This is a genomic window from Agrobacterium vitis (genome assembly GCF_013337045.2).
GTDB classification, from domain to species: Bacteria; Pseudomonadota; Alphaproteobacteria; order Rhizobiales; family Rhizobiaceae; genus Allorhizobium; species Allorhizobium vitis_B.
Genome location: NZ_CP118260.1, coordinates 826,854 through 851,534, shown reverse-complemented (window position 1 = coordinate 851,534; position 24,681 = coordinate 826,854). Strand labels below are relative to the sequence as shown.

The window sequence follows — 24,681 nt, the reverse complement described above, 5'->3', positions numbered from 1 at the left end:
TGACATGGCAAAGCTGCGCCGCAATTGCAAGAGATTTGCCGGAACGGGCGGGTTTTCGGCTCCGTTCTGATGCCGATCACACGGCTTCAAGATTCCATACCAATCCAGCAACAGCCGCCAGACCCATCACGGTTACCATGCCGATCTTAAACCGCATCAGCAGAAGCGCCGAGACAGTAAACAGAAGCAGTGACGGGATATCGAGCGAAGCAAGTTGCGGCCACCAGAGGCCTGGAGCGCGTTCTCCTGGCCATAAGGTGCTGAACGGAATGCGGTCCACTTTCGCAAACAGCACATGCAGTCCGAACCAGACGGCGAGATTGCAGATTACCCCGACCACGGCGGCGGTAATGGCCGAAAGCGCCCCATCCGCCAGCCTGTTGCCGCGCAAACGCTCGATCAGCGGCGCCCCGCCGAAGATGAAGACAAAGCTTGGCACGAATGTCGCCCAAGCAGTCAGCAGCGACCCGGCCAAGCCCGAGATCAGCGGCATTACACTATCCGCATCACGAAACGCCGCGAGGAAGCCGACAAAGGATAGGACTAGGACCAGCGGTCCCGGCGTGGTTTCGGCCAGCGCCAGGCCATCGACCATCTCACCGGGGCGCAGCCATTGATAATGCTCCACCGCCACCTGCGCCACATAGGCCAGAACGGCATAGGCCCCGCCGAACGTCACCAGCGCCATGCGTGCGAAAAACAGGAAGATCTCGGTGAGACGCCCGCTGCCATCAAACAGCGCCAGCAAGGCCAGCGGCGCCAGCCACAGACCTGCCCAGCCGAGAAGGGACAGCGCCATATGCCACCAATTCAGCGGTATTTTCACTGGGGCAGGCTCTGATATTGGGACGGACTGCCCATAGGCGCAGATCAGCCCGGCCAGAGCTGCCAGCAGGACGACAACAGGAAAAGGCAAGGCCAGACAAAACAGCGCCAGAAAGGCGAATACTGCGACAAACCGGTGAAAGCTTGATTTCAACGCCCGACCGCCGATGCGGATCAGCGCTTGCAGGACGATCGCCAGCACCGCAGCTTTCAACCCGAAAAACAGACCCGAAACCCAGACAATATCGTGGTAGAGCGCATAGGCAGCGGAAAGACCGATCATCACCGCCAGGCCGGGCAAGACGAAAAGCAATCCGGCAATCAGCCCGCCACGAATTCCGCCGTTCAACCAGCCGATATAGGTGGCGAGCTGTTGAGCCTCAGGCCCCGGCAAAAGCATGCAATAGTTCAGGGCATGCAGGAAACGCGCTTCGGAAAGCCAGCGTTTTTCATCGACGACGATGCGATGCATCAGAGCGATCTGTGCGGCGGGGCCGCCAAAGCTCAAGAGGCCGACCGACCAGAATGCGGCACAGATCGTCCCCAATGGTACAACCGGAACATGGTCTTGCCCTTTTGCCATGTCAGAGAGTTCCGTCATGCGCCCGTCGTCCCTTTAAGGCATATATTTTTTGAACGGCGTCCTTGACTCAGTCCGAGGCCGTGCTTATCTCAGGCTCGCTAGCACTCAAACAGACAGAGTGCTAACAATATCCATGCGGGGCCGTTTCGGCCCGCGAATGTCATTTGATCGAGGGATTAGACAATGGCAAGCACCAATTTCCGCCCGCTGCACGACCGCGTTGTTGTTAAGCGCGTTGAGTCCGAAGAAAAGACCAAGGGCGGCATTATCATTCCTGACACCGCCAAGGAAAAGCCGGCTGAAGGCGAAATCATCGCTGTTGGCCCAGGCGTTCGCGACGACAAGGGTGCGCTCGTTGCCCTGGACGTCAAGGTTGGCGACCGCGTTCTGTTCGGCAAGTGGTCCGGCACCGAAGTCAAGCTCGATGGCGTTGACCTGCTGATCATGAAGGAAGCCGACATCATGGGCGTAATCGGCTGATTTAGCCTGAACACCCCTTCTTCCTTTTAGACAATTCACCAATGGGTTAGACACCCGGGAGTTTGAAAAATGGCTGCTAAAGAAATCAAGTTTGGCCGCACTGCGCGCGAAAAGATGCTGCACGGCGTTGATATCCTCGCTGACGCTGTCAAGGTCACGCTCGGCCCCAAGGGTCGTAACGTCATCATCGACAAGTCCTTCGGCGCTCCGCGCATCACCAAGGACGGTGTATCGGTTGCCAAGGAAATCGAACTGGAAGACAAGTTCGAAAACATGGGCGCCCAGATGGTTCGGGAAGTTGCTTCCAAGACCAACGACATCGCTGGCGACGGCACCACCACTGCTACCGTTCTGGCCCAGGCTATCGTGCGCGAAGGCAACAAGGCTGTTGCTGCCGGCATGAACCCAATGGACCTGAAGCGCGGCATCGATCTGGCTGTTGCTGAAGTTGTGAAGGACCTTCAGGCCAAGGCAAAGAAGATCTCCACTTCTGAAGAAGTTGCTCAGGTTGGTACGATCTCTGCAAACGGCGACACGCAGGTCGGTAAAGACATTGCTGAAGCCATGCAGAAGGTTGGCAACGAAGGTGTAATCACCGTCGAAGAAGCCAAGACCGCTGAAACCGAACTTGAAGTCGTTGAAGGCATGCAGTTCGACCGCGGTTACCTGTCGCCTTACTTCGTCACCAACCCTGAAAAGATGGTTGCTGACCTGGAAGACGCCTACGTTCTGCTGCACGAAAAGAAGCTCTCCAACTTGCAGGCTATGCTGCCAGTTCTGGAAGCTGTTGTGCAGACCGGCAAGCCACTCGTCATCATCGCTGAAGACGTTGAAGGCGAAGCTCTTGCAACGCTGGTTGTTAACAAGCTGCGTGGCGGCCTGAAGATTGCTGCTGTCAAGGCTCCTGGCTTCGGCGATCGCCGCAAGGCTATGCTGGAAGACATCGCTATCCTGACCGGTGGTACTGTTATTTCTGAAGACCTCGGCATCAAGCTCGAAACTGTCACTCTGGACATGCTCGGCCGCGCCAAGAAGATTTCCATCACCAAGGAAAACACCACCATCGTTGATGGTGCAGGTCAGAAGTCCGACATCGAAGGCCGCGTTGCCCAGATCAAGGCTCAGATCGAAGAAACCTCTTCTGATTACGACCGCGAAAAGCTTCAGGAACGTCTTGCCAAGCTCGCTGGCGGCGTTGCCGTGATCCGCGTTGGCGGCTCGACGGAAATCGAAGTCAAGGAACGCAAGGACCGCATCGACGACGCTCTGAACGCAACACGCGCTGCTGTTCAGGAAGGCATCGTTCCTGGCGGCGGTACAGCTCTGCTGCGCTCGTCCACCAAGATCACCGTTAAGGGTGTAAACGACGACCAGGAAGCTGGCATCAACATCGTTCGCCGCGCTTTGCAGTCTCTGGTTCGCCAGATTGCAACAAACGCAGGCGACGAAGCTTCGATCATCGTTGGCAAGATCCTCGACAAGGACAACGACAACTACGGCTACAATGCCCAGACCGGCGAGTTTGGTGACATGATTGCCATGGGTATCGTTGACCCGGTTAAGGTTGTTCGCACAGCCCTGCAGAACGCAGCTTCGGTTGCTTCCCTGCTGATCACCACGGAAGCCATGATTGCTGAACTGCCGAAGAAGGATTCGGCTGGCGGCGGCATGCCTGACATGGGCGGCATGGGCGGCATGGGTGGTATGATGTAATAAGGCGAAAGCCTTATTACCCTACAGCTTGATAGAGTTCAGACTCTCTGAAAGGGCGGCCTTTAAGGCCGCCCTTTTGCTGTTGAAAAGGAGCCTGCACCCGCGTTTCCGCAAAAAAAGTTTTTTGAATATTGCTCCACCTCGCGTTGAGGAGGCGGGCAATCATGATGCAGTTTGAAAGCCTCATCGGCTGGAGCCAAGATTAGCTATCGCTCCATTTCGACGGAACATACTGCCAGGGATGCTGGATTTATTATTCCTCTTCGGCTTGCCCATGAAATAGAAAATCCATTTCATTTAAAAGAACGCTTAAATTTAACTTTTTTTTACCAATTTTCCTCAGTATATGAATCACATTCATTATTTATAACGCATGGCACGCTGAAGCCCGCTGCAATGTTTTGAAGGTGGGGCATTGCCGCACGGAAAAAATGCAAGCTTCAGAAGAAAAAAATAAGCGTGAGAACCGTGAAAGTTTGACGTAGCCGTTCGTTCTTGGCTTCAAAAACGCATCCTGCTTTTGCGGCATTGCTCTCGAAAAGAAGCCCAGATCGATATTTGGATCGTGCCGGTTGAACAATACGTCTGATGGGGAATGTCTTGTTTAAAATTGCAGGATTGATGCAAACGGCAAACGCCGAAGAGCTTTCCGATAACAACGGGATCGGCAGCTGGGCCTTGCCCTATGGCTTTATCGAGCAATGGTCGGGCGACCTTAACAATGGCGTGGTCAAAATTGGCGCCAAAACCGCGGTATTTCATGGCTTAAACAGCCAGGAATGTGGCCTTTTGACGATCACGCGCTGCTATGACTATAAGGATAGGATGTCTATCCTCGAAATATTCGAAAAGGCAGCCAGCAATGTGTCTTCCTTTTACTATTCCACCGTGATCGTCAAAAGCCTCTCGACCAAACAACCCGTTTTTTGCATGGGAAAGTCCTGTGCTCTTGGCAGCGATAACGGCTCGATTGCTGGTGTGTTCATTTTCCCGGCTGTGTCCTAAGCAGGATTATAGGAAGGGTCATTGAAGACGACCCTCCTTATTCCACAGCTGAATATCTCAAACCTTTGACGCATTTAAGATATTCGAAATTTCTTTTCACAAGGATGCTTCAGAATCTTCGATGCGTTCTTATGAAATAATTGAATTCATCAGAAGCAAAAATCGAGCGCCATCTTCAATGGCACTCGGTAGAGCAACCCTTTGCTATGACGAAAGCCAGGGAAATAATCCTATATCAGCCGCCAAAAATTGTCCGCAGCAAATCAATACCACGGTCGTCGAAACTCACTTCGCCCTGCTTATTGCCGGGACCGACCACGATAACCTTGCTGCCGATGTCGGCGCGGGCATAGAGATCCTCGACATCCTTGTTGTTCATACGGATGCAACCCGAGGACAGGTTCAGGCCGATCGACCAGGGCTGATTGGTGCCATGAATGCGGAAAATCGTATCGCGATTACCCTTGTAGAGATACATGGCGCGCGCACCGAGCGGATTATCCGGTCCACCTTCCTGCACGACCGGCAGGACATGACCGCGACGCGCTTCCCGCACACGCATTTCTTCCGGCGGACGCCAGCTAGGCCATTCCACCTTGCGGCCAATATTGACGACGCCCGACCAACCGAAACCTTCGCGCCCGACGCCGACGCCGTAGCGGATCGCTCGGTTATTGCCTTCGACGAGATAGAGGAACTTGTTATTGGTATCGATGATAACAGTACCCGGAGCCTCATCGGTTCTGAGCCGCACCAGCCGCCGCTTGAACTTGTCGGGAACTTCCCGCTTCATCATCTGCGGTGTTACAACGCTGCTGGCCGTAGAACTGGCCGGATCGTCCGCTCTCGGTGCAGCTGCCAAGCCTGAATCTGGCAAGGCCAGTGCTGCCATCATCAATGCGGCTATCGCCACACCCGTTCCCCACATCCGCATAGGCAATTTCCCTCTCCAAACAGTTCGGACAAAACTATCCAAGCTTAGCAATGTTGCAAGCCGTCCCCGATCGATTTTGTCAAAAAAGCGACAATAGTGTGACTTGAAATCAGCAGCCTGCCTCTGGTCACATCACGATGACTTTCGTACCCACGGGTACGCGGCCATACAGATCGGTTACATCCTGATTGCGCATGCGAATGCAGCCCGAAGACACGCCATAGCCGATCGTCCATGGCGCATTGGTTCCGTGAATACGGTAGAGGGTCGAACCAAGATAAAGTGCGCGCGCACCCAGGGGATTTTCCGGCCCACCTTGCATGCGGGCTGGCAGATAATGGCCCTTGGCAGCTTCGCGCGCAATCATTTCCTGCGGCGGAATCCATTCCGGCCATTCTGTCTTGCGAGTCACTTTATGTTCACCCGCCCATTCAAAACCGGGCTTGCCGACGCCAACGCCATAGCGGCGCGCCATTCCCCCGTCCATCACCAGATAGAGAAAGCGATTATTGGTATCGATCACCAACGTGCCTGGCTTTTCCCTGGTCTGGTAGGCGACGACCTGCGGCAGGAATTGTGCGGGCGTCGACGACATCTGTCTGGACGCGGGCATGGCCGACGCTTGTTGAAGCGCAGGCCGCAACGGTGCGGCGGAAGCAGCAGGCTGGCGATATTGCTGGGGTACCGGCTTGCTCACCGGGCGATAGTAAACCGGCTGGGCGGCTGAGGGCCTGCCGGGATTACCAGTTGTTGGCTCAACCCGCACGCCCAATTGCAACAGCCATGGCGCTGCAAGGTCCGGGCTGACGACAACCGGTGGCCGGGTTTGATAGCGATCCTGCGCCGCAGCCTGCCCGACTATAGCGGGCAAGGTGAGTGTCACTGACAAGGCAAAACAGGCTTTCAGGAGAAAACGCGGTGACAGCATCGGCTAAACCCATTTTTTGAAACGATCAGGACCCACAGTCCGTTGGGATCAACCTGCCACCGCCGCTTGTGGAAAAGGTAAACGCGCATTCATTCGATTTGCCACAATGCGGGAAAGCTTTTGTCAGGGTTAGTATTTCGTTTGAAAAGACGGTGAACAAAGAGTAAACAAAAAATCAAACGAGGGAGCGGGAATGGATAGTGCAGGATTGATTGCCGACGAAGAAGGCGCGTTGCGCTGTTTCTGGCATGGGGGGCTTGCGGATTACCGACGCTATCATGACGAGGAATGGGGCCGCCCGGTTACCGACGACCACCGCCTGTTTGAGAAAATCTGCCTGGAAGGCTTTCAATCCGGCCTGTCCTGGCTGACCATCCTGCGTAAGCGGGAGAATTTTCGTGCCGCCTTTGCCGGTTTCGACTTTGCAAAAGTGGCGCTATTCGATGATGCGGACATAGCCCGTTGCCTTGCCGATACCGGCATCGTCCGCCATCGCGGCAAGATCGTTTCCACCATCAACAATGCCCGGCGAGCCTTGGAATTGCAGGCAGAGTTCGGCTCCCTCTCCGCTTATTTCTGGCGTTTTGAGCCTGGTCCCGAAGAACGCCCAGCAAAAATGGATTATGCAACGCTGCGTGCCAATCCCACCTCGCCCACCTCGATCCGGTTGTCGAAGGAATTGAAGAAACGCGGCTGGAGTTTTGTCGGCCCCACCACCGTTTATGCCTTCATGCAGGCGATGGGTCTGGTCAATGATCACCTGGAAGGCTGCATTTGCCGGGAGACCGTGGAGCAGTTGAAGGCTACGTTCATTCGTCCCACGCCACCTAAACCTTAGCCAATCGAAGCAACCAGTTCCGGCAAAGCGCTGATCTCAGGCAGTTCGCGGAAACGCGGCGCATCGACCGGCTTTTCCACATGCTCGAACACCCAGGTCAGTTCATGGGGTACGAAAACACCCCAAGCCCCGACGGCCAGTGCTGGCACGATGTCGGATTTCAGCGAATTACCGACCATCATCGCGCGTTCCGGCTCATCGCCATGCTTTGAAAAAAGCCGCCGATAGGTGGTGGCATTTTTGTCGGAGACGATTTCCACTGCATCGAAAAAATCGCCAAGCCCCGATTGCGCCAATTTGCGTTCCTGGTCGAACAAGTCACCCTTGGTAATCATCACCAGGAAATACCGTCCCGCCAAGGCTTCCAGCACGTCACGCACCCCGGGCAGCGTTTCCACCGGATGGCTGAGCAGATCGCGGCCAATCGCCAGGATCTCGCCGATCACCACGCCGGGCGCCCTACCCTCGGTAATTTCCAGCGCCGTCTCAATCATCGATAGAGTGAAGCCTTTGATGCCGAAACCGTAATGGGCCAGATTGCGCTTTTCCGCCTCCAGAAGCCGTTCCGAAATCATGGAGGAGTCCGCGTAATCAGCCAGCAGCGACCGGAAATGCTCTTCCGTCAGCCGGTAGAATTGCTCGTTCTGCCAGAGCGTATCATCGGCATCGAGGCCAATGGTGGTCAGCGCCCGTGTCATGTTCTCCTCCAAGCAAGGCAGCAGCACGGCTGCCTCAAGCGTATCCAATACTTGAGACAGCCGCTGGTCGCTTATTTGCCGTGCATATCAAGCCATTGCTGCATCATGGCTATTTCACCCTGCTGCGCCTTGATGATCTCTTCGGCCAGCTTGCGGATCTTTTCGTCCTTGCCATATTGCAACTCTACCTTCGCCATGTCGATAGCGCCCTGATGATGAGCAATCATGCCGCGCACGAAATCCACATCGGCATTGCCGGTCATCGGCATGGCCATGGCCTTGTGCATCCGGGCATTGGCAGCGGAAAAAGCCTTGCTGGATGGCGCTTTCGACGCTGTATGCGATGGCATGAAATGGTCCATGCCCTTCATGGTGTCGTCGGCATAAGCGGCAGTGGTGGCAAGCAACAGGCTTGCGGCAAGAAGTATGGTTTTGACCATGATGGTCCCTTTCTGATGATGACAAGATAGTCGAAATCCGGCCTTTCCCGGTTTCCATAGGCTCTTTCATTCATCAAAAACGGGGCGGCGGCACCAAGGGCAAAGGCGCCAGCGATAGCAACCGGGTCGTCGATCCCGGCAACGGCGCATCCCCTACAATCGGCTTGCCCAAAACAACGGAAAACTCCGCAAGCAGGCTCACGCAGGCGGCGCAATGCCCACACCCCATCGCCTGATGCCGATCAGCACAGTTCCGGTCGGTCTTATGGACATGCTCAAATGGAATAGCAGCGTGAAATGTCGATGCAGTCGGCATCGCATCATGGCCTTGGTGTGTTTCGGCAACCTGCATCGTCATCGGCGAAACCATACCGCCAGTCGCAGCCAAGCCGCTGACCGGCATGGCGCCATAGGCCAGACCGGCAATAAACAGCATAAGACGAAGAACGAGAGCCATAAAAAGAGTGTATGCCAATCGCCTCACGAGGCAAGCGCTTTCGATCACCCTTTCCTACGTTTGATCTGATCTGCCAGATCCAGCCATTGCTGCGCCCGCCGCGCCCAGGTGAAGTGAGTACGGACATATTGCGTCCGCTCTTGTCGCCGTGCTGCGGCTGCCGCCGGATCTCGCTTCATTGCTGCCAAGGCCTCACTGGCAAATTCGATATAGTTCTGCGCGAGTTGCCGTTGCGATGGTGCCATATCCATGAATTGGCCAAGTCCATTTAAAACGTCCGGTAGCGCACCAAGTCGCGTCGTCAGCACATCCGCCCCGCTGGCCAAGGCTTCGACAGCGGCTATGCAAAAGGTTTCTGCGAATATCGATGGATAAGTCAGGGCAGCAGCATTCCCCATGACATCAGCCAGTTTTTTCTGCGAAACGGAACCATGGTGGGTCACACCCGCTAGGCTGCGTGCAACTTCATAGAGATAGGCATTGGGGTCATTCCGACCATCAGCTGTATTAATATTTATGCCCGAGAAAATTTTAAGCTCTGCTCCCGACAATCGAGCGCGAATGGATGGAAAAGCTAACAGTAGAATCTCCAATCCGCGAAAGGCTGTGCTGGTATAGGTCAGAACTGGCGGAGCACCGATCTCAAACCATGCAGGTTGCAACGGACGTTCCAGAAAAGCTGGAGACATTGCATTGCCGATCACCGCGGCCCGCGTTGGCTCTACGCCAAAGGCCTTGGCATAATCGTTGAGCTGCCAATCGCTCACCATGACAAAGGCATCCCATACGGCCCGTTCCTCCGCATTGCGCAGGGTCGAAACCGACACCTGATCGGCAGCGTGATGGCAATAAAGCACCATGGGAATATGCTTGGGAACGACCTGACGAAATTTGATGCCCAACGCCACCGAAACCACGACGACGATATCGAACTGGTCGAAGCCCTCACGTCCGATAGTGCTGCTTTCCACCAGCCGAACACCCTTTACCACCCGCGCGTGGCTGGGATTGTTCATCAGGGTCACCGTGGCACCAGCCTTGACCAATTCCTCGGAAAGATAGGCAATAGCGGATTGCGTGCCACCGAGTGGCTTTTGCAGAGGCGTTTCCGGATCGTAATCGATGCCACTCGTATCCAGAAACAGAAAATTCATGCCACCCCCCGATGACCCTGTCAGTCACAATTCGAATCAACCTGAGCAAGCATATATGACCTTATGGAGAATCCGGTAGTCCTTGCTCTCCTCACCCAGCGGCGCAACTGGCCAATCCCAGCCCTGCTCTGCTTCAGGCGGCACAATACCCGCCAGAAGATCGGTTTCCTCACGCAAAACCCCATTTCGGTCGATGACGGAGAAGGAAATATCCGTGAGCAGACAGGTGCGGGCGGGCAAGTGCGCCAGCCCGTCGAGATGAGCGCGGATCAGCCGGGCAACGCTATCCCCAGGCATCGCCCCCGCCGCCTCCCCGGCCAGCCGCTTCTTGGCGCCCATGCCGATCTGGGAAAGAACATTGGCCGAGACCACCAGATCAAGCCATGGAACGCGGCGCAGGAAATCCAGCGGCTCCGGCACCTCTCCCTGTTTCAGCGCATCGTAACCGGAGAGATCACGCTCAATGAAACGGACATTCTTCAGCCCCTTCATCGCCACCCAGGCCCGGACACTGGCGACATGCACCAGATCCACCAACACGACCGTATCGAAGGCCCTCGATAATTCCAAAATAGGCACGTCGCGCAGCAGGCCGGAGCCAAGCACGACAACCGTGCGGCGTGGCATGACCGGCTGTGCCGCATGCAGGACCGCCTGCTTGCAATTGCGCTCATGCTCAGCCCAATCGCTGGCGCAGCGGCGGGCGCGCGACCAGAGATTGATGGAATAGCGGATATAAGGCCGATGCGCTTTCGACGTCACCCACCATGTTGCCGCGTAATTCAGCGCTTCGAGGATCATGTCTATCGATACACGTCGCTGCGGTGACCGATTTCAACAACAAGAACAACAAGTCTCTGGTCCTGGATATCGCAAATCACTCTATAATCACCCACCCGATATCGCCAATACTCACCCAGTTGCGATCCTTTCAAGGCCTTGCCGATCTGCCTTGGATCTTCCGCCTCAAGCAGACGCTGCTCCAGAAAATCTCGAAGGCGTTTTCGGGTTTGAGGATCAAGCTTGCGGACTGTTTTCTGAACGGATTGCAGATATTCAATCGTCCAGGCCACGCCAAAACTCCTCTGAGGACAGCACTTTATCCTCGCCGTTTTTCAGGCGAGATAAGGCCGCATCGGCGGCTGCCACGTCAGACAGATCCTCCAGGTGGTGCTCGATCAATTCCAGTACATAGGTATCGAGACGGGTTCCAGCTTCCGCTGCCCGGCGTGATAGCAGTTGGTGAACATCTTCCGGAAGATCAATGGCGACAGCTTTGTTCATGGCTTATTCCTTTATGCTCTCAGCATACTACAGACAACTTGCCGAAACCAGCCTTCGGCCTTGCCGCTCAGGGCGTCATCCACTAAGACAGCCGCAACACACACTCCCCTAGCATTCGGTGCCGATCATGAGCGAAAAGACCAAAAAGCCCCAGAAACTGAGAGCCCGCCTGCCGCGTGGTTTCGTGGATCGGGAAGCCCATGACATCCGTGCCGTCAACGAGATGACCGCGAAAATCCGCGAAGTCTATGAGCGCTACGGCTTCGATCCCATTGAGACACCGCTGTTTGAATATACCGATGCGCTCGGAAAATTCCTGCCCGATAGCGACCGCCCCAACGAAGGCGTGTTCTCGCTTCAGGACGATGACGAGCAATGGATGAGCCTGCGCTACGACCTGACCGCACCACTCGCCCGCCATGTCGCGGAAAATTTCAACGAAATCCAACTGCCCTACCGCACCTACCGCGCCGGCTATGTGTTCCGCAATGAAAAGCCGGGGCCGGGCCGTTTCCGCCAGTTCATGCAGTTCGATGCCGACAGCGTTGGCGCGCCGGGCGTGCAGGCCGATGCCGAAATGTGCATGATGATGGCCGATACGCTGGAAGCGCTGGGCATCAAGCGCGGTGATTACGTGATCCGGGTGAATAACCGAAAGGTTTTGGATGCGGTCATGCAAGCAGCTGAAATTGTCGATGACGCGCAAAAGCTAAATGTCCTTCGCGCAATGGACAAGTTCGATAAATTCGGCATCGAAGGTGTAAAGCTTTTGCTCGGAGAAGGGCGAAAGGACGAAAGCGGAGACGTTACAAAAGGGGCAGGACTAGTTGAAGAACAGATTCAGCTAATTAGCTCCTATCTTGCAACGCAAAACATGTCTGGCTACGCTCGATATGAAGACGATAATAATTTGGTGGAAGGTGATGAAGTCGAGAGCTCTAATCAATTTGGAGGTACCGGCCAATATTTCTACTCAAATCTGAGAACCATCACCTGCTTGGAAGCGATCATAGGGGATGCGTCACCCGTTATTCAAGAGTTGGAACAGATGTTTAAACTCATAGCGGCGGCAGGATATGGCTCGAAAAGAATCCGATTTGACCCCTCCGTCGTCCGAGGCCTCGAATACTACACCGGCCCAGTCTATGAAGCCGAACTGACCTTCGACGTCACCAATGAAAAAGGCGAAAAGGTCGTGTTCGGCTCAGTTGGCGGTGGTGGCCGCTACGATGGCCTCGTCTCGCGCTTCATGGGCCAGCCCGTTCCGGCCACCGGCTTTTCCATTGGCGTCTCGCGCCTGATGACGGCGCTGAAGAACCTGGGCAAGCTGGGCGCTGACGAGGTGATCGCGCCGGTTCTGATCACAGTCATGGACGGCGATGTCGAGAGCATGGGGCGCTATCAGCGCTTTACCCAGGCGCTTCGCAATGAAGGCATTCGCGCTGAAATGTACCAGGGCAACTGGAAGAAATTCGGCAATCAGCTGAAATATGCCGACCGTCGCGGCTCCCCCATCGCCATCATTCAGGGCGGCGATGAGCGCGAACAGGGCGTGGTGCAAATCAAGGACCTGATCGAAGGCAAGCGTCTGTCAGGCGAGATCACCGACAACACCGAATGGCGCGAATCCCGCGTGGCGCAGATCGTCGTGCCGGAAGCCGAGCTTGTGGCCAAGGTGAAGGAAATTCTGGCCGCCCAGGCGGAAGATCGGGCGCGGGCGAAGTAGGTTTTTTGAAGTCGGCAAAAGAGAATATTACGCCCTTTAACGCCCCCTTCCCCCTCCACTCTTTATACGCTAGAACCAGTTCAGGATCGGTTGTAACGCACCGATCCCGGAGCGTAGAAACTCCTTACAGAACGGCCCGTGTCGGTCGTTATAAAGACACCCCTCAGCCATAGGTTTGTGGCTGAGGCGGTGGACTATGTTTATACGGTCCACTCTCCATCCTTCTATGGTCGGGGAGGCCTTGGCGTATGTCCAGAGCTTCGGCTTAAAGGCCAGGGCGGTCGTTTCTGTGCGGCTTTTCTACCTCCCCGATCGCCAGAGACCGTTCTCTGGCGATCGCTTGGTTTTCAAGCGTGGGAGGCAATGGACAATGGCCGATTACAACCTCTGGGCCGATCTTTTCGATACGTGGCAATCCTCATCCGATTGGATCAAGGCGCTGGTCATCGTGACACCGCCGGGTTTTGCGGTCAGCGTGTTGGCGCTGCTGCTGCGCCCCAGGCGGGAGAGACCGGGAAACCCACCCCAAGCGGCAATTTACCAACCACCACAGCGCCCGGAAGACTCGGCGGAAATTATCGACGTCACCATTCTCGACGCGGCAACGAACCTTCAAACCCGGTTGGAGGAAGCCCGCCACGCCCTGCTGCCGCAGAACCGTACCCTGCACGATAGCGAAGAATTGGGACGCCGGACCATCCGTCAGCAGATCGAACAGATCATTCTCGAAGAATACCACCGCCGCTCCGATCCGGCTGACGCCCTTGAGCGCGTGCGGCAATTCCTGAGACAACACCAGGGTCAGGAGAAAGACGGTCGCCAAACTGAGGATTGACTGTGAGCAAGGGTGCATCCGAGGTGACGGCCCGCTCAAGCTGAGATAGACTGGAATCGCAACCACGGAGACAGTTTTGCAAGACAGCGCCCCCATTCCGGTCACCCAATGGAACGAGATGAAGAAGCTCGAAGCCTCGTGGTTCGACCGGCTGTCCACCGTTTGCCTTACGGTCGGCGTGGCCGCGCCGATTGCTGCCAGCAGCCTTTCGCCCAATGGTGATCATAAATTACCGCTGCTTGGCTTCGTCTTCTGGATTTTTCTGGCAATCGTGCTACATATACTGGCAAGGTTCTCTATTCTGGAGATGAAACAGTGACAAGTTTTGAGCAGATCTACACTGTCATGCCGCTTGGCCTGCTGGTTCTGGCCGGGGGCCTGCTGGCCTATAAAAAATGGCAGCATAGCCAGACCCATCATTGACATAGCAGTCAAAGGGTGGTGTTCGGATTATCCCGAATGCATGCGTAACTGACCGGGATAGTCAATGCCTCTGATCAATATGCCGGATTTCGCCGGTGCTCTTCTTGATGATTTTGCCGCGCGTGGCGCAGCAAGGGTCGATACCCCGGTTATCCAGCCCGCCGAGCCGTTTCTGGATATGGCGGGCGAGGATTTGCGCCGCCGGATTTTCCTCACGGAAAGCGAGACTGGCGAAAGCCTATGTCTACGACCGGAATTCACCATTCCCGTCTGTCTCAGCCATATTGAAAACGCCACCGGCACGCCGAAACGCTACGCCTATCTGGGCGAAGTGTTTCGCCAGCGCCGTGAAGGCGGCAATGAATTCTATCAGGCCGGTATCGAAGATCTGGGCGAGCCCGCCACGGCCCGCGCCGATGCCCGCGCCATTAATGATGCCATCGGCATTCTGCACAAGCTGCTGCCCGGTCGGCCACTGACCGTCATGCTTGGCGATCAAGCGGTGTTTGAGGCCGTGGTCAAGACACTCGGCCTGCCCTCCGGCTGGCAAAGACGGCTGATCCAGGCGTTTGGCGACAGCACCCATCTCGATCAACTGTTGAAAACCCTGGCCAGCCCACAAACGGCGCATGGTCTCGACCCGGCTGTGGAAGCGCTGCTATCGTCGGGCGACGAAGCCGGGCTGATCGCCCATCTCGACCGGACCATGGAAGACACCGGCTATTCCACCAATGCCAGCCGCAGCCCCCGCGAAATTGCCGCGAGGCTGAAGGAAAAGCTGGCGCTGGCCGAAACCCGGCTGGATGGCGCCGCCCTGTTATTACTGCGCGAGTTTCTATCGCTGGAATTGCCGCTGAGCGAAGCCGCCGCGGCCTTGGCGGGCTTTGCCGATGCGGCGGGCCTGTCGCTGGGTGCGGCTCTCGCAGGGTTTGAGGCACGGATCGCTGCACTGACCGACCTTGGCGTCGATCTCACCCGGATCACCTATCGCGCCGCCTTTGGCCGACCACTGGATTATTACACCGGTCTGGTGTTTGAAGTGGCGCTTTCCGGCGAACCCGCCGTTTTGGCCGGTGGCGGGCGGTTCGACCGGCTGCTGACACTGCTTGGTGCAAAACACACCATTCCCGCCGTTGGCTTCTCACTCTGGCTGGACCGCATCGAACTGGCGAGGGCGCGCTGATGACCATTACCATCGGATTGCCCTCCAAGGGCCGGATGAAGGAAGACGCCTCGGCGATTTTTGCACGTGCCGGGCTGACCATTACCGCTGTCGGCAATGACCGCTCCTATCGCGGCCGCGTCGAAGGCGAGGATATCGAAATCGCCTATCTTTCCGCCTCGGAAATTTCCCGCGAGATCGGCAACGGCACCGTCGATTTCGGGGTCACTGGCGAGGACCTGATCCGCGAAGAACTGGCGGATGCCGACAAGCGGGTGGAAATCGCCGCACGGCTTGGTTTTGGCCATGCCGATGTGGTGGTCGCCGTGCCGGATATCTGGCTGGACGTGGACAGCATGGCGGATCTGGGGGATGTGGCGCAGGAATTTCGCGCCCGCCATGGCCGAAGACTGGCGATAGCCACCAAATACTGGCGCCTGACCCAGCAGTTCTTTTCCCGCCAGCACGGTATTCAACTCTACCGGATTGTTGAAAGCCTGGGAGCCACCGAAGGTGCGCCCGCCGCTGGCCAGGCCGACATAATCGTTGATATCACCTCGACCGGATCGACGCTGAAGGCCAACCACCTGAAGGTGCTAGGTGATGGCATCATCCTGCGTTCGCAGGCCTGCCTGGTGCGCGCCCGCAAGCCAGAGCATGAAGGCAATGTTCAGATTGCCAGAATTATCGACGCGGTCAGAAGCGCACTCTGAATTATCCGAGCAAACGTAATGTAGTCGACAGTTTCTCGCATTTCACAAAATCAATAATGACGTAAAAGCCCGGGGTCTCAATAGACGCTGGGCTTTTTCTTCTGAAACATTCCATCTCAATAAATAGAATTCTATACATAAGTCTTTTTTTGAAAAAAAGGCGCATAGACAATATAATTTTGGTAACTATTTATTTTTTTAAAATTTATTATCATTTTTATTTAAAGTTCGTTTATGGCGTATATCAGCTCTTAAATTGATTTAAAATATCATTTTTACGACATTTTGAATATGTATTTATATAGAAAATATCATTTAATGATTTTTCTATATAAATAAATAATTGACTTACGGCAAAACAGACATCTAATTGATTGGCACGGATACTCTATAAAAAGTAAATTTATATTTTATCAAAAATATAAATAAATATAACTATCTATCATTCGATATATGGTGGTTTTTATATTGTTTCCGTGATTATTATTCTAATCATATCTGGGGGTAATGATGAAATACCACATGAAAGCACTTATTATTGTCTCGCTGTTCTTGGGCACTGGTGAAACATTCACCATAGCAAACGCAGGAGTCTGCAATCCGATCACCAAGGTTTGCTCCGGCCCTCACGGCGGCTAAGGCTGTTTAGAGTTTGTCAGGCAAAACGGGGGTTCCTTTCCCTGACAAATTCCCAGACGATGTGCGTGATCCATCACAGCATGCCGTTCAAAGCAAAAAGCCCGTCGGATCGCTCCGACGGGCCTTTGTATTTATCCCGGCTTGAAAGAGCCGGTCGATACAGAAAATTTTATCGGCTATATTGAATAGCCCCCTGCATATCAGGCAAGCGCCAGCTTACCACCGCGACGGGCGTCGAGCGAGTAGGCGCCAGCTCCAACCGTTGCCAGCAGGATATAAGCGCCAGCGAGGGTAAAGTTCTTCATCATCATGATGCCGTTCAGCGTGTTGATCCAGCCCAGTGCTGCATCCGGCCAGCCGGGAACGGCGACCGTGCCGCTATGGAAGACAGCGCCGGTGAAGACGCAAAACAGCGCCAAGGCCCAGCCAACAATCTTCGTCTGGAAGCCGACGAGGACGGAAAGACCCGTGATCAGTTCGAAGGCACCGGCCAGATAGGCCAGAGCCGTTGCAGCAGGCAGGCCGGCACCCGTGATCATGCCGGCCGTGGAAGCCGGATCGGTCAGCTTGCCGAAGCCGGACAGGATGAAGATGAAGGAGAGAAGAATTCTGGCGAGCAGAAGGATCGCGTTATTGGTATTTGACATGGAAGGCTCCAGTGTGATGACTGCGAAACGCAAATTGGTTAGAAAACTGTGAAGGCGTTTTCCCACATCTCGACTGTTTCAGATAGATGGACAATAATTGACGTATCGTTCACAATTTGAGAACAACGAGCCTTCTCGATCAGCAAGGCAAGGATGCCTGAGCGCCTCCGATCCCTTGGTCTTAATCAGGATATTGTCATGACCGATCTTTCTTCTTTCCCGATCACGCAGCGCTGGCCTGCACAAAATCCAGAGATCATTCAGCTTTATTCCCTACCGACGCCGAATGGCGTCAAGGTATCGATAGCGCTGGAAGAACTGGAACTGCCCTATGAGGCACATTTGGTGACGTTTTCCGACAATTCGCAGAAATCGCCGGAATTCGTCTCGCTCAATCCGAACGGTCGCATCCCGGCGATCCTCGATCCGCACGGGCCGGATGGCAAACCGGTTGGTGTGTTCGAATCGGGTGCCATTCTGGTCTATCTGGCCGAAAAGACCGGGCGGCTTTTGCCGAAGGACGGCCCCAGCCGCTACAGCGTCCTGCAATGGCTGTTCTTCCAGATGGGCGGTGTCGGGCCGATGTTTGGCCAGTTCGGCCATTTCCACAAATATGCCGCTGATAAGGTCGCCAATAATTCCTACCCCATGGAACGCTATCGCGACGAAACCCGTCGTTTGCTGTCCGTGCTCGAAGCAGAACTTGCTCACCGTCCCTGGCTTGCCGGTGATGGGTACAGCATTGCCGATATCGCCACCTGGCCGTGGGTGCGCTGCATTACCGCGGGCTATGACGCCGCCGAGGTCATTGGTCTCTCCAATTATCCCGCCGTCATGGATTGGGCCGCTCGCGGCGAAGCCCGTCCTGCCAGCCAAAAGGGCCTGAATATTCCTCCGCGCCCCATGTAATACCAAGTCTCGAAGATGCTAACGCATCCCCGACTTGAAGAAAATGAAAATATCTCAAATGCGTCAGAGGCTTGAGATATTTTCAAGGAGAATACGAAGAGTCATTTTCAATGAATCTCCGTATAAGATTGACGTTGATTGGATTGGCCGGATCAGAAGCGCCTGCACGTTAACGCACCATCCCACTGCACCGAGGTGGCGGGATTAGTTTTACCTTGCGGGCGCACAGTCACGGCATAGGTGCCGGCAAAACGATTGATATCCGATCCCTGCATGCTGGCATTCAACAGCATATCGACGACCATGATTTTACCGACATCGCCCGAGAGGGATGAGGTTCGCAGTTGAATGCTCCGATCTTCACGCTTGGATAGCGCGATGTCAGTCATGGCGAGCCGAACCGCGCCGCTCACTGTCTTGTCCTCCCCGGGTGCGCCCTGTCCTGGCTTGAACACCACAACGCCTCGAAGACTTCCGAGCGGCCAGCCCGCCCCTTCCTTGAAAGCTGCCTCTATCGACAATTTCAATTTCGCGTCATCAACCGCGCAATAATAGCGATCCATGGCCTCAGCCCCTACCGTCAGGCCCGCCAAAATCATCATTGTTTCAGTCAGGATCAATGCAAAACGGTTTATCATCGCCCGGCCTCCCGACAGGACACAGCAACAGGGTTGCTAAAAACCGATCATTGCATGCAGCGATTATAAATCCTTTAATTTCTGGGGTTTTTCTCCGCCAAACGCCCAGTTGAGCAACTCTATAGTGTGGACGACAGGAATGTCGGTTCCCGAACCGATCTGGGTCATACAGCCGACATTGCCGGCAGCGATAACATCCGGGTTGACGGCCTGGATATTGCGCAGTTTGCGGGCCTTTAATTGCTGAGAAATCTCCTGCTGGAGAATATTATAGGTTCCGGCCGAGCCGCAGCATAAATGCCCTTCCGCCGGATCGCGCACCGTAAAGCCCGCTGTTTTCAGCAGTAATTTCGGCAGGGCCGTCACCTTCTGGCCGTGTTGCAGCGAACAGGCGGAATGATAGGCAACGGTCACGCCCCTATCCGCCTGCTGCGGCAGATCCAGACCGGCGACATACTCGCTCACGTCCTTCGCAAGCGCCGAGACCCGTGCTGCCTTGGCGCTATAGACCGGGTCGTGGCGCAGCATATGGCCGTAATCCTTGATGGTCGTGCCGCAGCCGGATGTGGTGATAACGATGGCATCCAGAGCGCTTGTCTCACCCGACCCGATCTCCGCCATCCAGGCATCAATATTGCGCCGGGCTGCGGCAAGCGCATCCGTCTCACGCCCCATGTGATGCACCAGTGCCCCGCAACAGCCCTCCCCCTTGGGAACGACGACTTCGATACCGAGCCGGGTCAGGAGCGCAACGGTGGCGTCATTGATACCGGGGTCGAGCACCGACTGAGCGCAGCCGGTCAAAAGCGCCACCCGGCCTTTGCGATTGCCCCGCGCAGAATGCAAGCCCGGACGTGAGATGGGCGATGGATAGGGCACATCCTGAGGCGCCAGTCGCAACATCGCGGCCATCGGCTTCAAGGCGGCAACACGCTCCATCAGCGGCGCAAACGGGCGTCCAAACCGGGAAAAGGCCAGCGCCACCCGCATACGTCCCGGATAGGGCAGCACCGCGGCCAGCAGCGTGCGGATCAACCGGTCGACAAGCGGCCTTTGATAGGTGTTTTCGATATGGTTGCGCGCATGATCCACCAGATGCATGTAATCGACACCGGAGGGACAGGTCGTCGTACAGGCCAGGCAGGAAAGACATCGATCGATATGCGTGACGATTTCCTCATCCGCTGCCCGCCCGTTTTCAAGCATATCCTTGATCAGATAGATGCGCCCGCGCGGACTGTCCAACTCATTGCCAAGCGTGACATAGGTGGGACAGGTCGCGGTGCAGAAACCGCAATGCACACAGCGGCGCAGGATGCTCTCGGCTTCTGCGGTTTTTGGATCGGCAAGCTGGGCCAGCGTGAAATTCGTCTGCATTATCTACCGCTTCCTGTTCGCTGACTGGCCAAACCTGCGCCCGTGAACCCCGGATTAAATATCCCCGACGGGTCGAATTTTTCCCGCAACCGCTGCGACAACATCGAAACTGCGGCTTCCTCCGGTTCAAAAGCAGCAATCGACATCCTTTGTGCATCACTGGCCCGCATCAATGTCGCATGGCCTCCACCCAGAGCTTTGATGCCGGTTCGAACAAGGTCTGCATCGGTATCCGCTTCCATCTGCATCCAGACCAGGCCGCCCTGCCAGTCGTAAAAGGCGTCGATAGCTGCATGCAGGCGCAGGCCAGCGACCAGGTGATGACCTGCCGTCGGTGCGACGGAGACTTTCCAGACCGGCTTGGACAACATGGCCGTAAAGGGGCGCACATCGCGGATTTCCTGCCAAACAACAAGGCTTTGCGGCTCATCCAGCAGCGTGGCGGGTCCAAGCCGTCCCATCACCGCAAGCAGCTTTTCCGCCCGCTCGCGCACCGAGGCAGGCAGGCCTTCCAGCCGTAATACCGTAGCGGGTCCCTCCGGTAGATTTCCGTCGATCAGGCGGGGCCGAACCAATTCCGGCAGATGGGCAGCACCCGTTACCTCGACCGGCATGGCAAGCGCGACGGCCATGGCATGGGCGGCAGCCGCGTCGTCAAGACCTGACACCACGACGGTTTGCGTCAGGCGCGGACGCGGCAGAACCTTGAAGGTGACTTCCGTCAAAAACCCAAGCGTGCCGTGCGAACCGGCCAGAAGCTTCGCCAGATCGAGCCCGGTGACATTCTTCATCACTCGCCCGCCTGCTTTGATCGCCTCGCCTTTGCCATTGACGAAACGGACACCCAGCAGGTGATCGCGCGCCGCCCCTGCCACAAAGCGCCGAGGACCGGAAGCATTGACGCTGAAGGCGCCGCCAATCGTCGGTTCCCCTGTCGTCCCCATCAAACCGCGATGATCCGGTGGCTCAAAGGCCAGTGACTGGCCTTTCTCAGCCACCGCTGCCTCGATCTCGGCCATCGGCGTCCCGGCTTTCGCGGTCAGCACCATTTCTGCCGGATTATAGGCAATTATCCCGGAAAGCCCGGTGGATGACAGTATCGCATCCGTCTCGAGGCGATTGCCGAAGCCTGAGCGCGTGCCGCCACCCTTGATGGCCAGCGTCCTGCCCGTCGCTGCGCTCTCGGCAATGATCGCCGCAGCCTCGGCTTCCGTTTGCGGCACCAGAAACGCGCTCACGCCCGGCCCTCCAGCGGAAAGACCTTGCTGGGGTTGAGCAGCCAATCCGGGTCGAAAGCCGCGCGGACCGCCATTTGCTGGGCAAGATCGGCCTTGGAAAACTGATGGTGCATCAGGTCGCGTTTTTCGATGCCGACGCCATGCTCGCCGGTCAGGCAGCCACCGGCATCGACGCAGAGCTTGAGGATTTCATTGCCCGCCGCCTCGGCCTTGGCGGCATCTTCGGGATCGTTTATGTTGTAGAGGATCAGAGGATGCATATTGCCATCGCCAGCGTGAAAGACATTGGCGACCCGCAGACCGTAACGGTCGATGATTTCCGATGTCTTTTTCAGCACATAGGCCAATTGGCTGAGCGGCACCGTGCCATCCATGCAGATATAATCGGCAATCCGGCCCGTTGCCCCGAAGGCGGATTTGCGACCTTTCCAGATCAGAGCTGCCTCCGTCGCCGATTGGCTTTCGCGGATGGTTTTCACCCCATGGCGGCGGGCGATTTCGCAAATATCGGCCAGCATCGCCTCCATCTCGGCGTCCGATCCCTCGACCTCGATAATCAGCAGTGCCTCGACATCCATAGGATACCCGGCATGGGCAAAAGCCTCGCAAATCTCGATGGCGGGCTTGTCCATGAATTCCATTGCCACCGGCACGATGCCTGCTCCGATAATATCGGCAACGCAAGTGCCAGCGGCCTCGGCACTGTCGAAGCCGAACAAGACCGGACGCGCGCCTTCCGGCTTGGCCAGCAGCCGCACGGTCGCCTCGGTGACGATACCGAGTTGGCCTTCCGAACCACAGATCAGGCCAAGCAGATCGTAACCGCTGCTATCGAGCGCCTTGCCGCCCAGGTCAATCACCGTGCCATCGACCAGCACCATCTTCACGCCGAGAAGATTATTGGTGGTCACGCCATATTTCAGACAGTGGGCACCACCGGAATTCATGCCGATATTGCCGCCAATCGTGCAGGCCAGCTGCGAACTGGGATCGGGCGCGTAGAAAAATCCCTGCGGTCCGACCGCTTCCGAGATCGCCAGATTGGTCACCCCGGCCTGAACGGTGGCAGTGCGGTTCATGAAATCAATGTCGAGAATCCGGGTCATGGCCGACAGGCCGATCACCACCGCATCCTCCTGGGGAATCGCGCCGCCGGAAAGCGAGGTACCCGCCCCACGCGGCACGACCGGTAGCTTATGGCGATGGCAATATTGCATCACAGCGGCCACCTGTGCCGTGGTTTCAGGCAGGGCAACACAGAGCGGCTGACGGCGATAGGCCAGAAACCCATCGGTCTCGAAGGGCACCAGCTCTCTTGGCTTATGGATCAGCCGCTCCCTAGGCAGGATTGCCGACAGCTCGGCGACGATCCGGTCACGCCGATCAAGAATGCCAGCATCGGGCTTTAGAAATTCAATTGTATCGGCCATCCAGTCCTCCCGAAGCGCCGCTCAGAGGAAGCACCTTATCTGCGTCGGGCAATTCCTCAAATGAAAACCGTGCGGAGATCGGCATCCTCCTCATCTGCTGTTTGCTGCCACCTCAAGACTTTGTCAGCGAAGGTCTTCGGGCAGCAGCATCCAGAACGAATATTTCTTGGCGTGCTTTAGTCTCAGGTTCTGCATGAACCTGACATGATCGTATTGGCCGTTAATGGCCGATACACGTGGTGCCAGATCGGCCAGCGCCGCAAGATAGGACGCGGCATGGTGATAGGCTTGTGACGCACTGCGCTTTAGAATGTCACTGACCAACACCCGGTAGAGCACCGTTGCCGCCTCCGGTTGCTCTTCCGAGAGCTTCTCCGCTGCGGTGGAGAGCAGTTCATATTGGCGACCGTCCCAGTCAGGCGCATGGTCAATCACCAGCCGCGCGGCAAGATCAAGCTTTGGCCAGCCGATCAAAAACCAAAGGGATTTGGTTGCATCCTTACTGTTCATCACCAGATCCAGCGCCTTGTCCATCTCCTCGAATTCGGCGAAGTCGTCCAGCTTGGCAATATAGGTCCGCAGCACGTCTGGCTCGAATGTCTCGCAGAATTCCTGCCAGCGCAAAGCCTGGGCATCCCCTCGCCGTTTGAGGCGTTCGAGAGTATCGGCCTCCAGCAGTTTGCGCTCCTGCACACCATAGTCCGGGCCAGCCGCTGCCGTCATCCCGCCGATACGGATGACACGCATGCCCTTTGGCTTTCTGCGCACCCACTCAAGTGCCTGCTCGAAACGCTGCGCGTCAAACAGCAGATGCGCGAGGACAAGACTATCCTGATAGAGTTCAGGCTTCGCCTCTTCCAACCGGATCACTTCATCGAAATCCTGCCGCTTTACGGCGAGATCCTGGAGGAGTTTCAGGATATGGTGTGGCGAACGATTGTTCTTGAGCGCTCCTTCCAGCAATTGCTTCCAGGTATCGGCGGCGGCTGCACCAAGCACTGCCATCACTTGTGAAAAGACATCGCCCAGTTCGTGGTGCTTGTCAGCGTCCCGGACTTTTTCCAGTATCGGCACCAGCATGACCTGACCTGTCTCTGGTAACGCCGCAATCATCGAAACTGCGGCAGCAATAATTTCTTCCGACAGTTTTTCCAGCTTGGCGCTGCGGTCGTATAAGCGATGCGTCATCCCCAGCATCACCGACATCATCCGCACCATCCGCTCGGCTGCGGCAACCGGATCATCGCCAAGCTCTCCGCCAATGGTCCGCATCATGCCACCCAATTCGGTGGACAATTCGCGCGCGCGGTTGGCGGTGATGCCGGAGGCAGAGCGTTCGATCTGATCCAGGCGCTTGTCGATCCGGGCAAGCACTTTCGTCGATCCCGCTGTCCCCGCAAGAGCCGCTTGCAGGCGCAGTTTCAAGGCTTTATTGGCGCTAGCCTCATCCAGCAGGATCTCCGCCAGTTTTTCTGCGCCAAGCGATGCCAGCCCGGCACGATCGAACTTCGCAGCAGTTTTCTTTGCCATCGTCTTCTCTCTCAAAACGCGCCCACCATAAGAACCCGGGATGAACCGCAAAAGAAGCGCCCTTTGGCAAAAACG

26 protein-coding genes are annotated in these 24,681 nt (G+C 56.2%); 10 read left to right on the top strand and 16 right to left on the bottom strand.

The window, feature by feature from the left end:
• Window positions 1-76: 76 nt before the first annotated feature.
• Window positions 77-1,426, bottom strand: a complete 1,350-nt coding sequence (gene chrA / locus G6L01_RS21625; protein WP_081356525.1) for a chromate efflux transporter — start codon at window positions 1,424-1,426, stop codon at window positions 77-79.
• Window positions 1,427-1,591: 165 nt separating this feature from the next.
• Here chrA and groES point away from each other — a divergent pair, with 165 nt between their 5' ends.
• The 3 genes from groES (at window position 1,592) to G6L01_RS21610 (ending at window position 4,606) form a co-directional block, all read left to right on the top strand.
• A complete protein-coding gene (gene groES / locus G6L01_RS21620) occupies window positions 1,592-1,888 on the top strand; it encodes a co-chaperone GroES (RefSeq protein WP_060717088.1) in 297 nt (98 codons plus the stop codon).
• Between the two features lie 69 nt (window positions 1,889-1,957).
• The gene (gene groL / locus G6L01_RS21615) at window positions 1,958-3,601 is read left to right on the top strand and encodes a chaperonin GroEL (protein ID WP_012654128.1); all 1,644 of its coding nucleotides are present in this window, start codon (window positions 1,958-1,960) and stop codon (window positions 3,599-3,601) included.
• Window positions 3,602-4,222: 621 nt separating this feature from the next.
• Entirely contained in the window at window positions 4,223-4,606 is a 384-nt protein-coding gene (locus tag G6L01_RS21610; RefSeq protein ID WP_070164519.1) for a hypothetical protein, read from the top strand.
• A 235-nt stretch (window positions 4,607-4,841) separates the two neighbouring features.
• On the opposite strand, the gene G6L01_RS21605 is transcribed toward G6L01_RS21610, so the two are convergent.
• Both G6L01_RS21605 and G6L01_RS21600 read right to left on the bottom strand, forming a co-directional pair.
• A complete protein-coding gene (locus G6L01_RS21605) occupies window positions 4,842-5,540 on the bottom strand; it encodes a L,D-transpeptidase (RefSeq protein WP_070164451.1) in 699 nt (232 codons plus the stop codon).
• Window positions 5,541-5,667: 127 nt separating this feature from the next.
• Window positions 5,668-6,468 (bottom strand): L,D-transpeptidase, encoded by an 801-nt coding sequence (locus G6L01_RS21600; RefSeq protein ID WP_070164450.1) that lies wholly within the window; start codon window positions 6,466-6,468, stop codon window positions 5,668-5,670.
• 193 nt (window positions 6,469-6,661) lie between these two features.
• Here G6L01_RS21600 and G6L01_RS21595 point away from each other — a divergent pair, with 193 nt between their 5' ends.
• Window positions 6,662-7,306 carry a DNA-3-methyladenine glycosylase I gene (locus G6L01_RS21595; protein WP_070164449.1) on the top strand — a complete coding sequence of 215 codons (645 nt, stop codon included), beginning with the start codon at window positions 6,662-6,664 and terminating at the stop codon, window positions 7,304-7,306.
• Here G6L01_RS21595 and G6L01_RS21590 read toward each other — a convergent pair.
• The 7 genes from G6L01_RS21590 to relB all read right to left on the bottom strand — a co-directional run bounded on the left by G6L01_RS21590 (window position 7,303) and on the right by relB (window position 11,339).
• Window positions 7,303-8,004 carry an HAD family hydrolase gene (locus G6L01_RS21590; protein ID WP_070164518.1) on the bottom strand — a complete coding sequence of 234 codons (702 nt, stop codon included), beginning with the start codon at window positions 8,002-8,004 and terminating at the stop codon, window positions 7,303-7,305. The two genes, G6L01_RS21595 and G6L01_RS21590, sit on opposite strands and share 4 nt — an antisense overlap.
• 71 nt (window positions 8,005-8,075) lie before the next feature.
• The gene (gene copM, locus G6L01_RS21585) at window positions 8,076-8,444 is read right to left on the bottom strand and encodes a CopM family metallochaperone (protein WP_156584129.1); all 369 of its coding nucleotides are present in this window, start codon (window positions 8,442-8,444) and stop codon (window positions 8,076-8,078) included.
• Window positions 8,445-8,517: 73 nt separating this feature from the next.
• On the bottom strand, window positions 8,518-8,901 hold the full coding sequence (locus G6L01_RS21580) for a hypothetical protein (RefSeq protein ID WP_070164447.1): 384 nt from the start codon (window positions 8,899-8,901) through the stop codon (window positions 8,518-8,520).
• Between the two features lie 44 nt (window positions 8,902-8,945).
• Window positions 8,946-10,055, bottom strand: a complete 1,110-nt coding sequence (locus G6L01_RS21575) for a glycosyltransferase family 4 protein (protein ID WP_071207130.1) — start codon at window positions 10,053-10,055, stop codon at window positions 8,946-8,948.
• Between the two features lie 36 nt (window positions 10,056-10,091).
• The gene (locus G6L01_RS21570) at window positions 10,092-10,856 is read right to left on the bottom strand and encodes a hypothetical protein (protein WP_070164445.1); all 765 of its coding nucleotides are present in this window, start codon (window positions 10,854-10,856) and stop codon (window positions 10,092-10,094) included.
• A 2-nt stretch (window positions 10,857-10,858) separates the two neighbouring features.
• A complete protein-coding gene (locus tag G6L01_RS21565) occupies window positions 10,859-11,128 on the bottom strand; it encodes a type II toxin-antitoxin system RelE family toxin (RefSeq protein ID WP_070164444.1) in 270 nt (89 codons plus the stop codon).
• Complete coding sequence (relB, locus tag G6L01_RS21560) at window positions 11,112-11,339, bottom strand: type II toxin-antitoxin system RelB family antitoxin (RefSeq protein ID WP_070164443.1); 228 nt, start codon at window positions 11,337-11,339, stop codon at window positions 11,112-11,114. Before relB ends, G6L01_RS21565 begins: the two co-directional genes overlap by 17 nt.
• 127 nt (window positions 11,340-11,466) lie before the next feature.
• Between relB and hisS the strand changes: the two genes are divergently transcribed.
• From hisS to hisG, 5 genes are all read left to right on the top strand, one after another.
• The gene (gene hisS, locus G6L01_RS21555) at window positions 11,467-13,065 is read left to right on the top strand and encodes a histidine--tRNA ligase (RefSeq protein ID WP_070164442.1); all 1,599 of its coding nucleotides are present in this window, start codon (window positions 11,467-11,469) and stop codon (window positions 13,063-13,065) included.
• A gap of 370 nt (window positions 13,066-13,435) precedes the next feature.
• Window positions 13,436-13,900 carry a hypothetical protein gene (locus G6L01_RS21550; RefSeq protein WP_070164441.1) on the top strand — a complete coding sequence of 155 codons (465 nt, stop codon included), beginning with the start codon at window positions 13,436-13,438 and terminating at the stop codon, window positions 13,898-13,900.
• Between the two features lie 76 nt (window positions 13,901-13,976).
• Window positions 13,977-14,219 carry a hypothetical protein gene (locus G6L01_RS21545; protein WP_060717554.1) on the top strand — a complete coding sequence of 81 codons (243 nt, stop codon included), beginning with the start codon at window positions 13,977-13,979 and terminating at the stop codon, window positions 14,217-14,219.
• Between the two features lie 168 nt (window positions 14,220-14,387).
• Window positions 14,388-15,506 (top strand): ATP phosphoribosyltransferase regulatory subunit, encoded by a 1,119-nt coding sequence (locus G6L01_RS21540; RefSeq protein ID WP_070164439.1) that lies wholly within the window; start codon window positions 14,388-14,390, stop codon window positions 15,504-15,506.
• Entirely contained in the window at window positions 15,506-16,198 is a 693-nt protein-coding gene (gene hisG, locus G6L01_RS21535; protein WP_070164438.1) for an ATP phosphoribosyltransferase, read from the top strand. Before G6L01_RS21540 ends, hisG begins: the two co-directional genes overlap by 1 nt.
• 839 nt (window positions 16,199-17,037) lie before the next feature.
• On the opposite strand, the gene G6L01_RS21530 is transcribed toward hisG, so the two are convergent.
• Window positions 17,038-17,484 carry a DoxX family protein gene (locus tag G6L01_RS21530; protein WP_070165761.1) on the bottom strand — a complete coding sequence of 149 codons (447 nt, stop codon included), beginning with the start codon at window positions 17,482-17,484 and terminating at the stop codon, window positions 17,038-17,040.
• Between the two features lie 198 nt (window positions 17,485-17,682).
• On the opposite strand from G6L01_RS21530, the gene G6L01_RS21525 reads away from it, so the two are divergent.
• Complete coding sequence (locus tag G6L01_RS21525; protein WP_070165759.1) at window positions 17,683-18,393, top strand: glutathione binding-like protein; 711 nt, start codon at window positions 17,683-17,685, stop codon at window positions 18,391-18,393.
• A 152-nt stretch (window positions 18,394-18,545) separates the two neighbouring features.
• Here the strand turns inward: G6L01_RS21525 and G6L01_RS21520 are convergent, their stop codons facing one another.
• The 5 genes from G6L01_RS21520 to G6L01_RS21500 all read right to left on the bottom strand — a co-directional run bounded on the left by G6L01_RS21520 (window position 18,546) and on the right by G6L01_RS21500 (window position 24,606).
• Window positions 18,546-19,031 carry a hypothetical protein gene (locus G6L01_RS21520; RefSeq protein ID WP_070165640.1) on the bottom strand — a complete coding sequence of 162 codons (486 nt, stop codon included), beginning with the start codon at window positions 19,029-19,031 and terminating at the stop codon, window positions 18,546-18,548.
• Window positions 19,032-19,094: 63 nt separating this feature from the next.
• Window positions 19,095-20,408 (bottom strand): glycolate oxidase subunit GlcF, encoded by a 1,314-nt coding sequence (gene glcF, locus G6L01_RS21515; protein WP_070165638.1) that lies wholly within the window; start codon window positions 20,406-20,408, stop codon window positions 19,095-19,097.
• Window positions 20,408-21,646, bottom strand: a complete 1,239-nt coding sequence (locus G6L01_RS21510) for an FAD-binding protein (protein WP_070165636.1) — start codon at window positions 21,644-21,646, stop codon at window positions 20,408-20,410. The genes glcF and G6L01_RS21510 overlap by 1 nt, the downstream gene beginning before the upstream one ends.
• Window positions 21,643-23,076 carry an FAD-linked oxidase C-terminal domain-containing protein gene (locus G6L01_RS21505; RefSeq protein ID WP_070165634.1) on the bottom strand — a complete coding sequence of 478 codons (1,434 nt, stop codon included), beginning with the start codon at window positions 23,074-23,076 and terminating at the stop codon, window positions 21,643-21,645. Before G6L01_RS21505 ends, G6L01_RS21510 begins: the two co-directional genes overlap by 4 nt.
• A 123-nt stretch (window positions 23,077-23,199) precedes the next feature.
• Window positions 23,200-24,606, bottom strand: a complete 1,407-nt coding sequence (locus tag G6L01_RS21500; protein WP_070165632.1) for a DUF6880 family protein — start codon at window positions 24,604-24,606, stop codon at window positions 23,200-23,202.
• Window positions 24,607-24,681 lie beyond the last annotated feature (75 nt).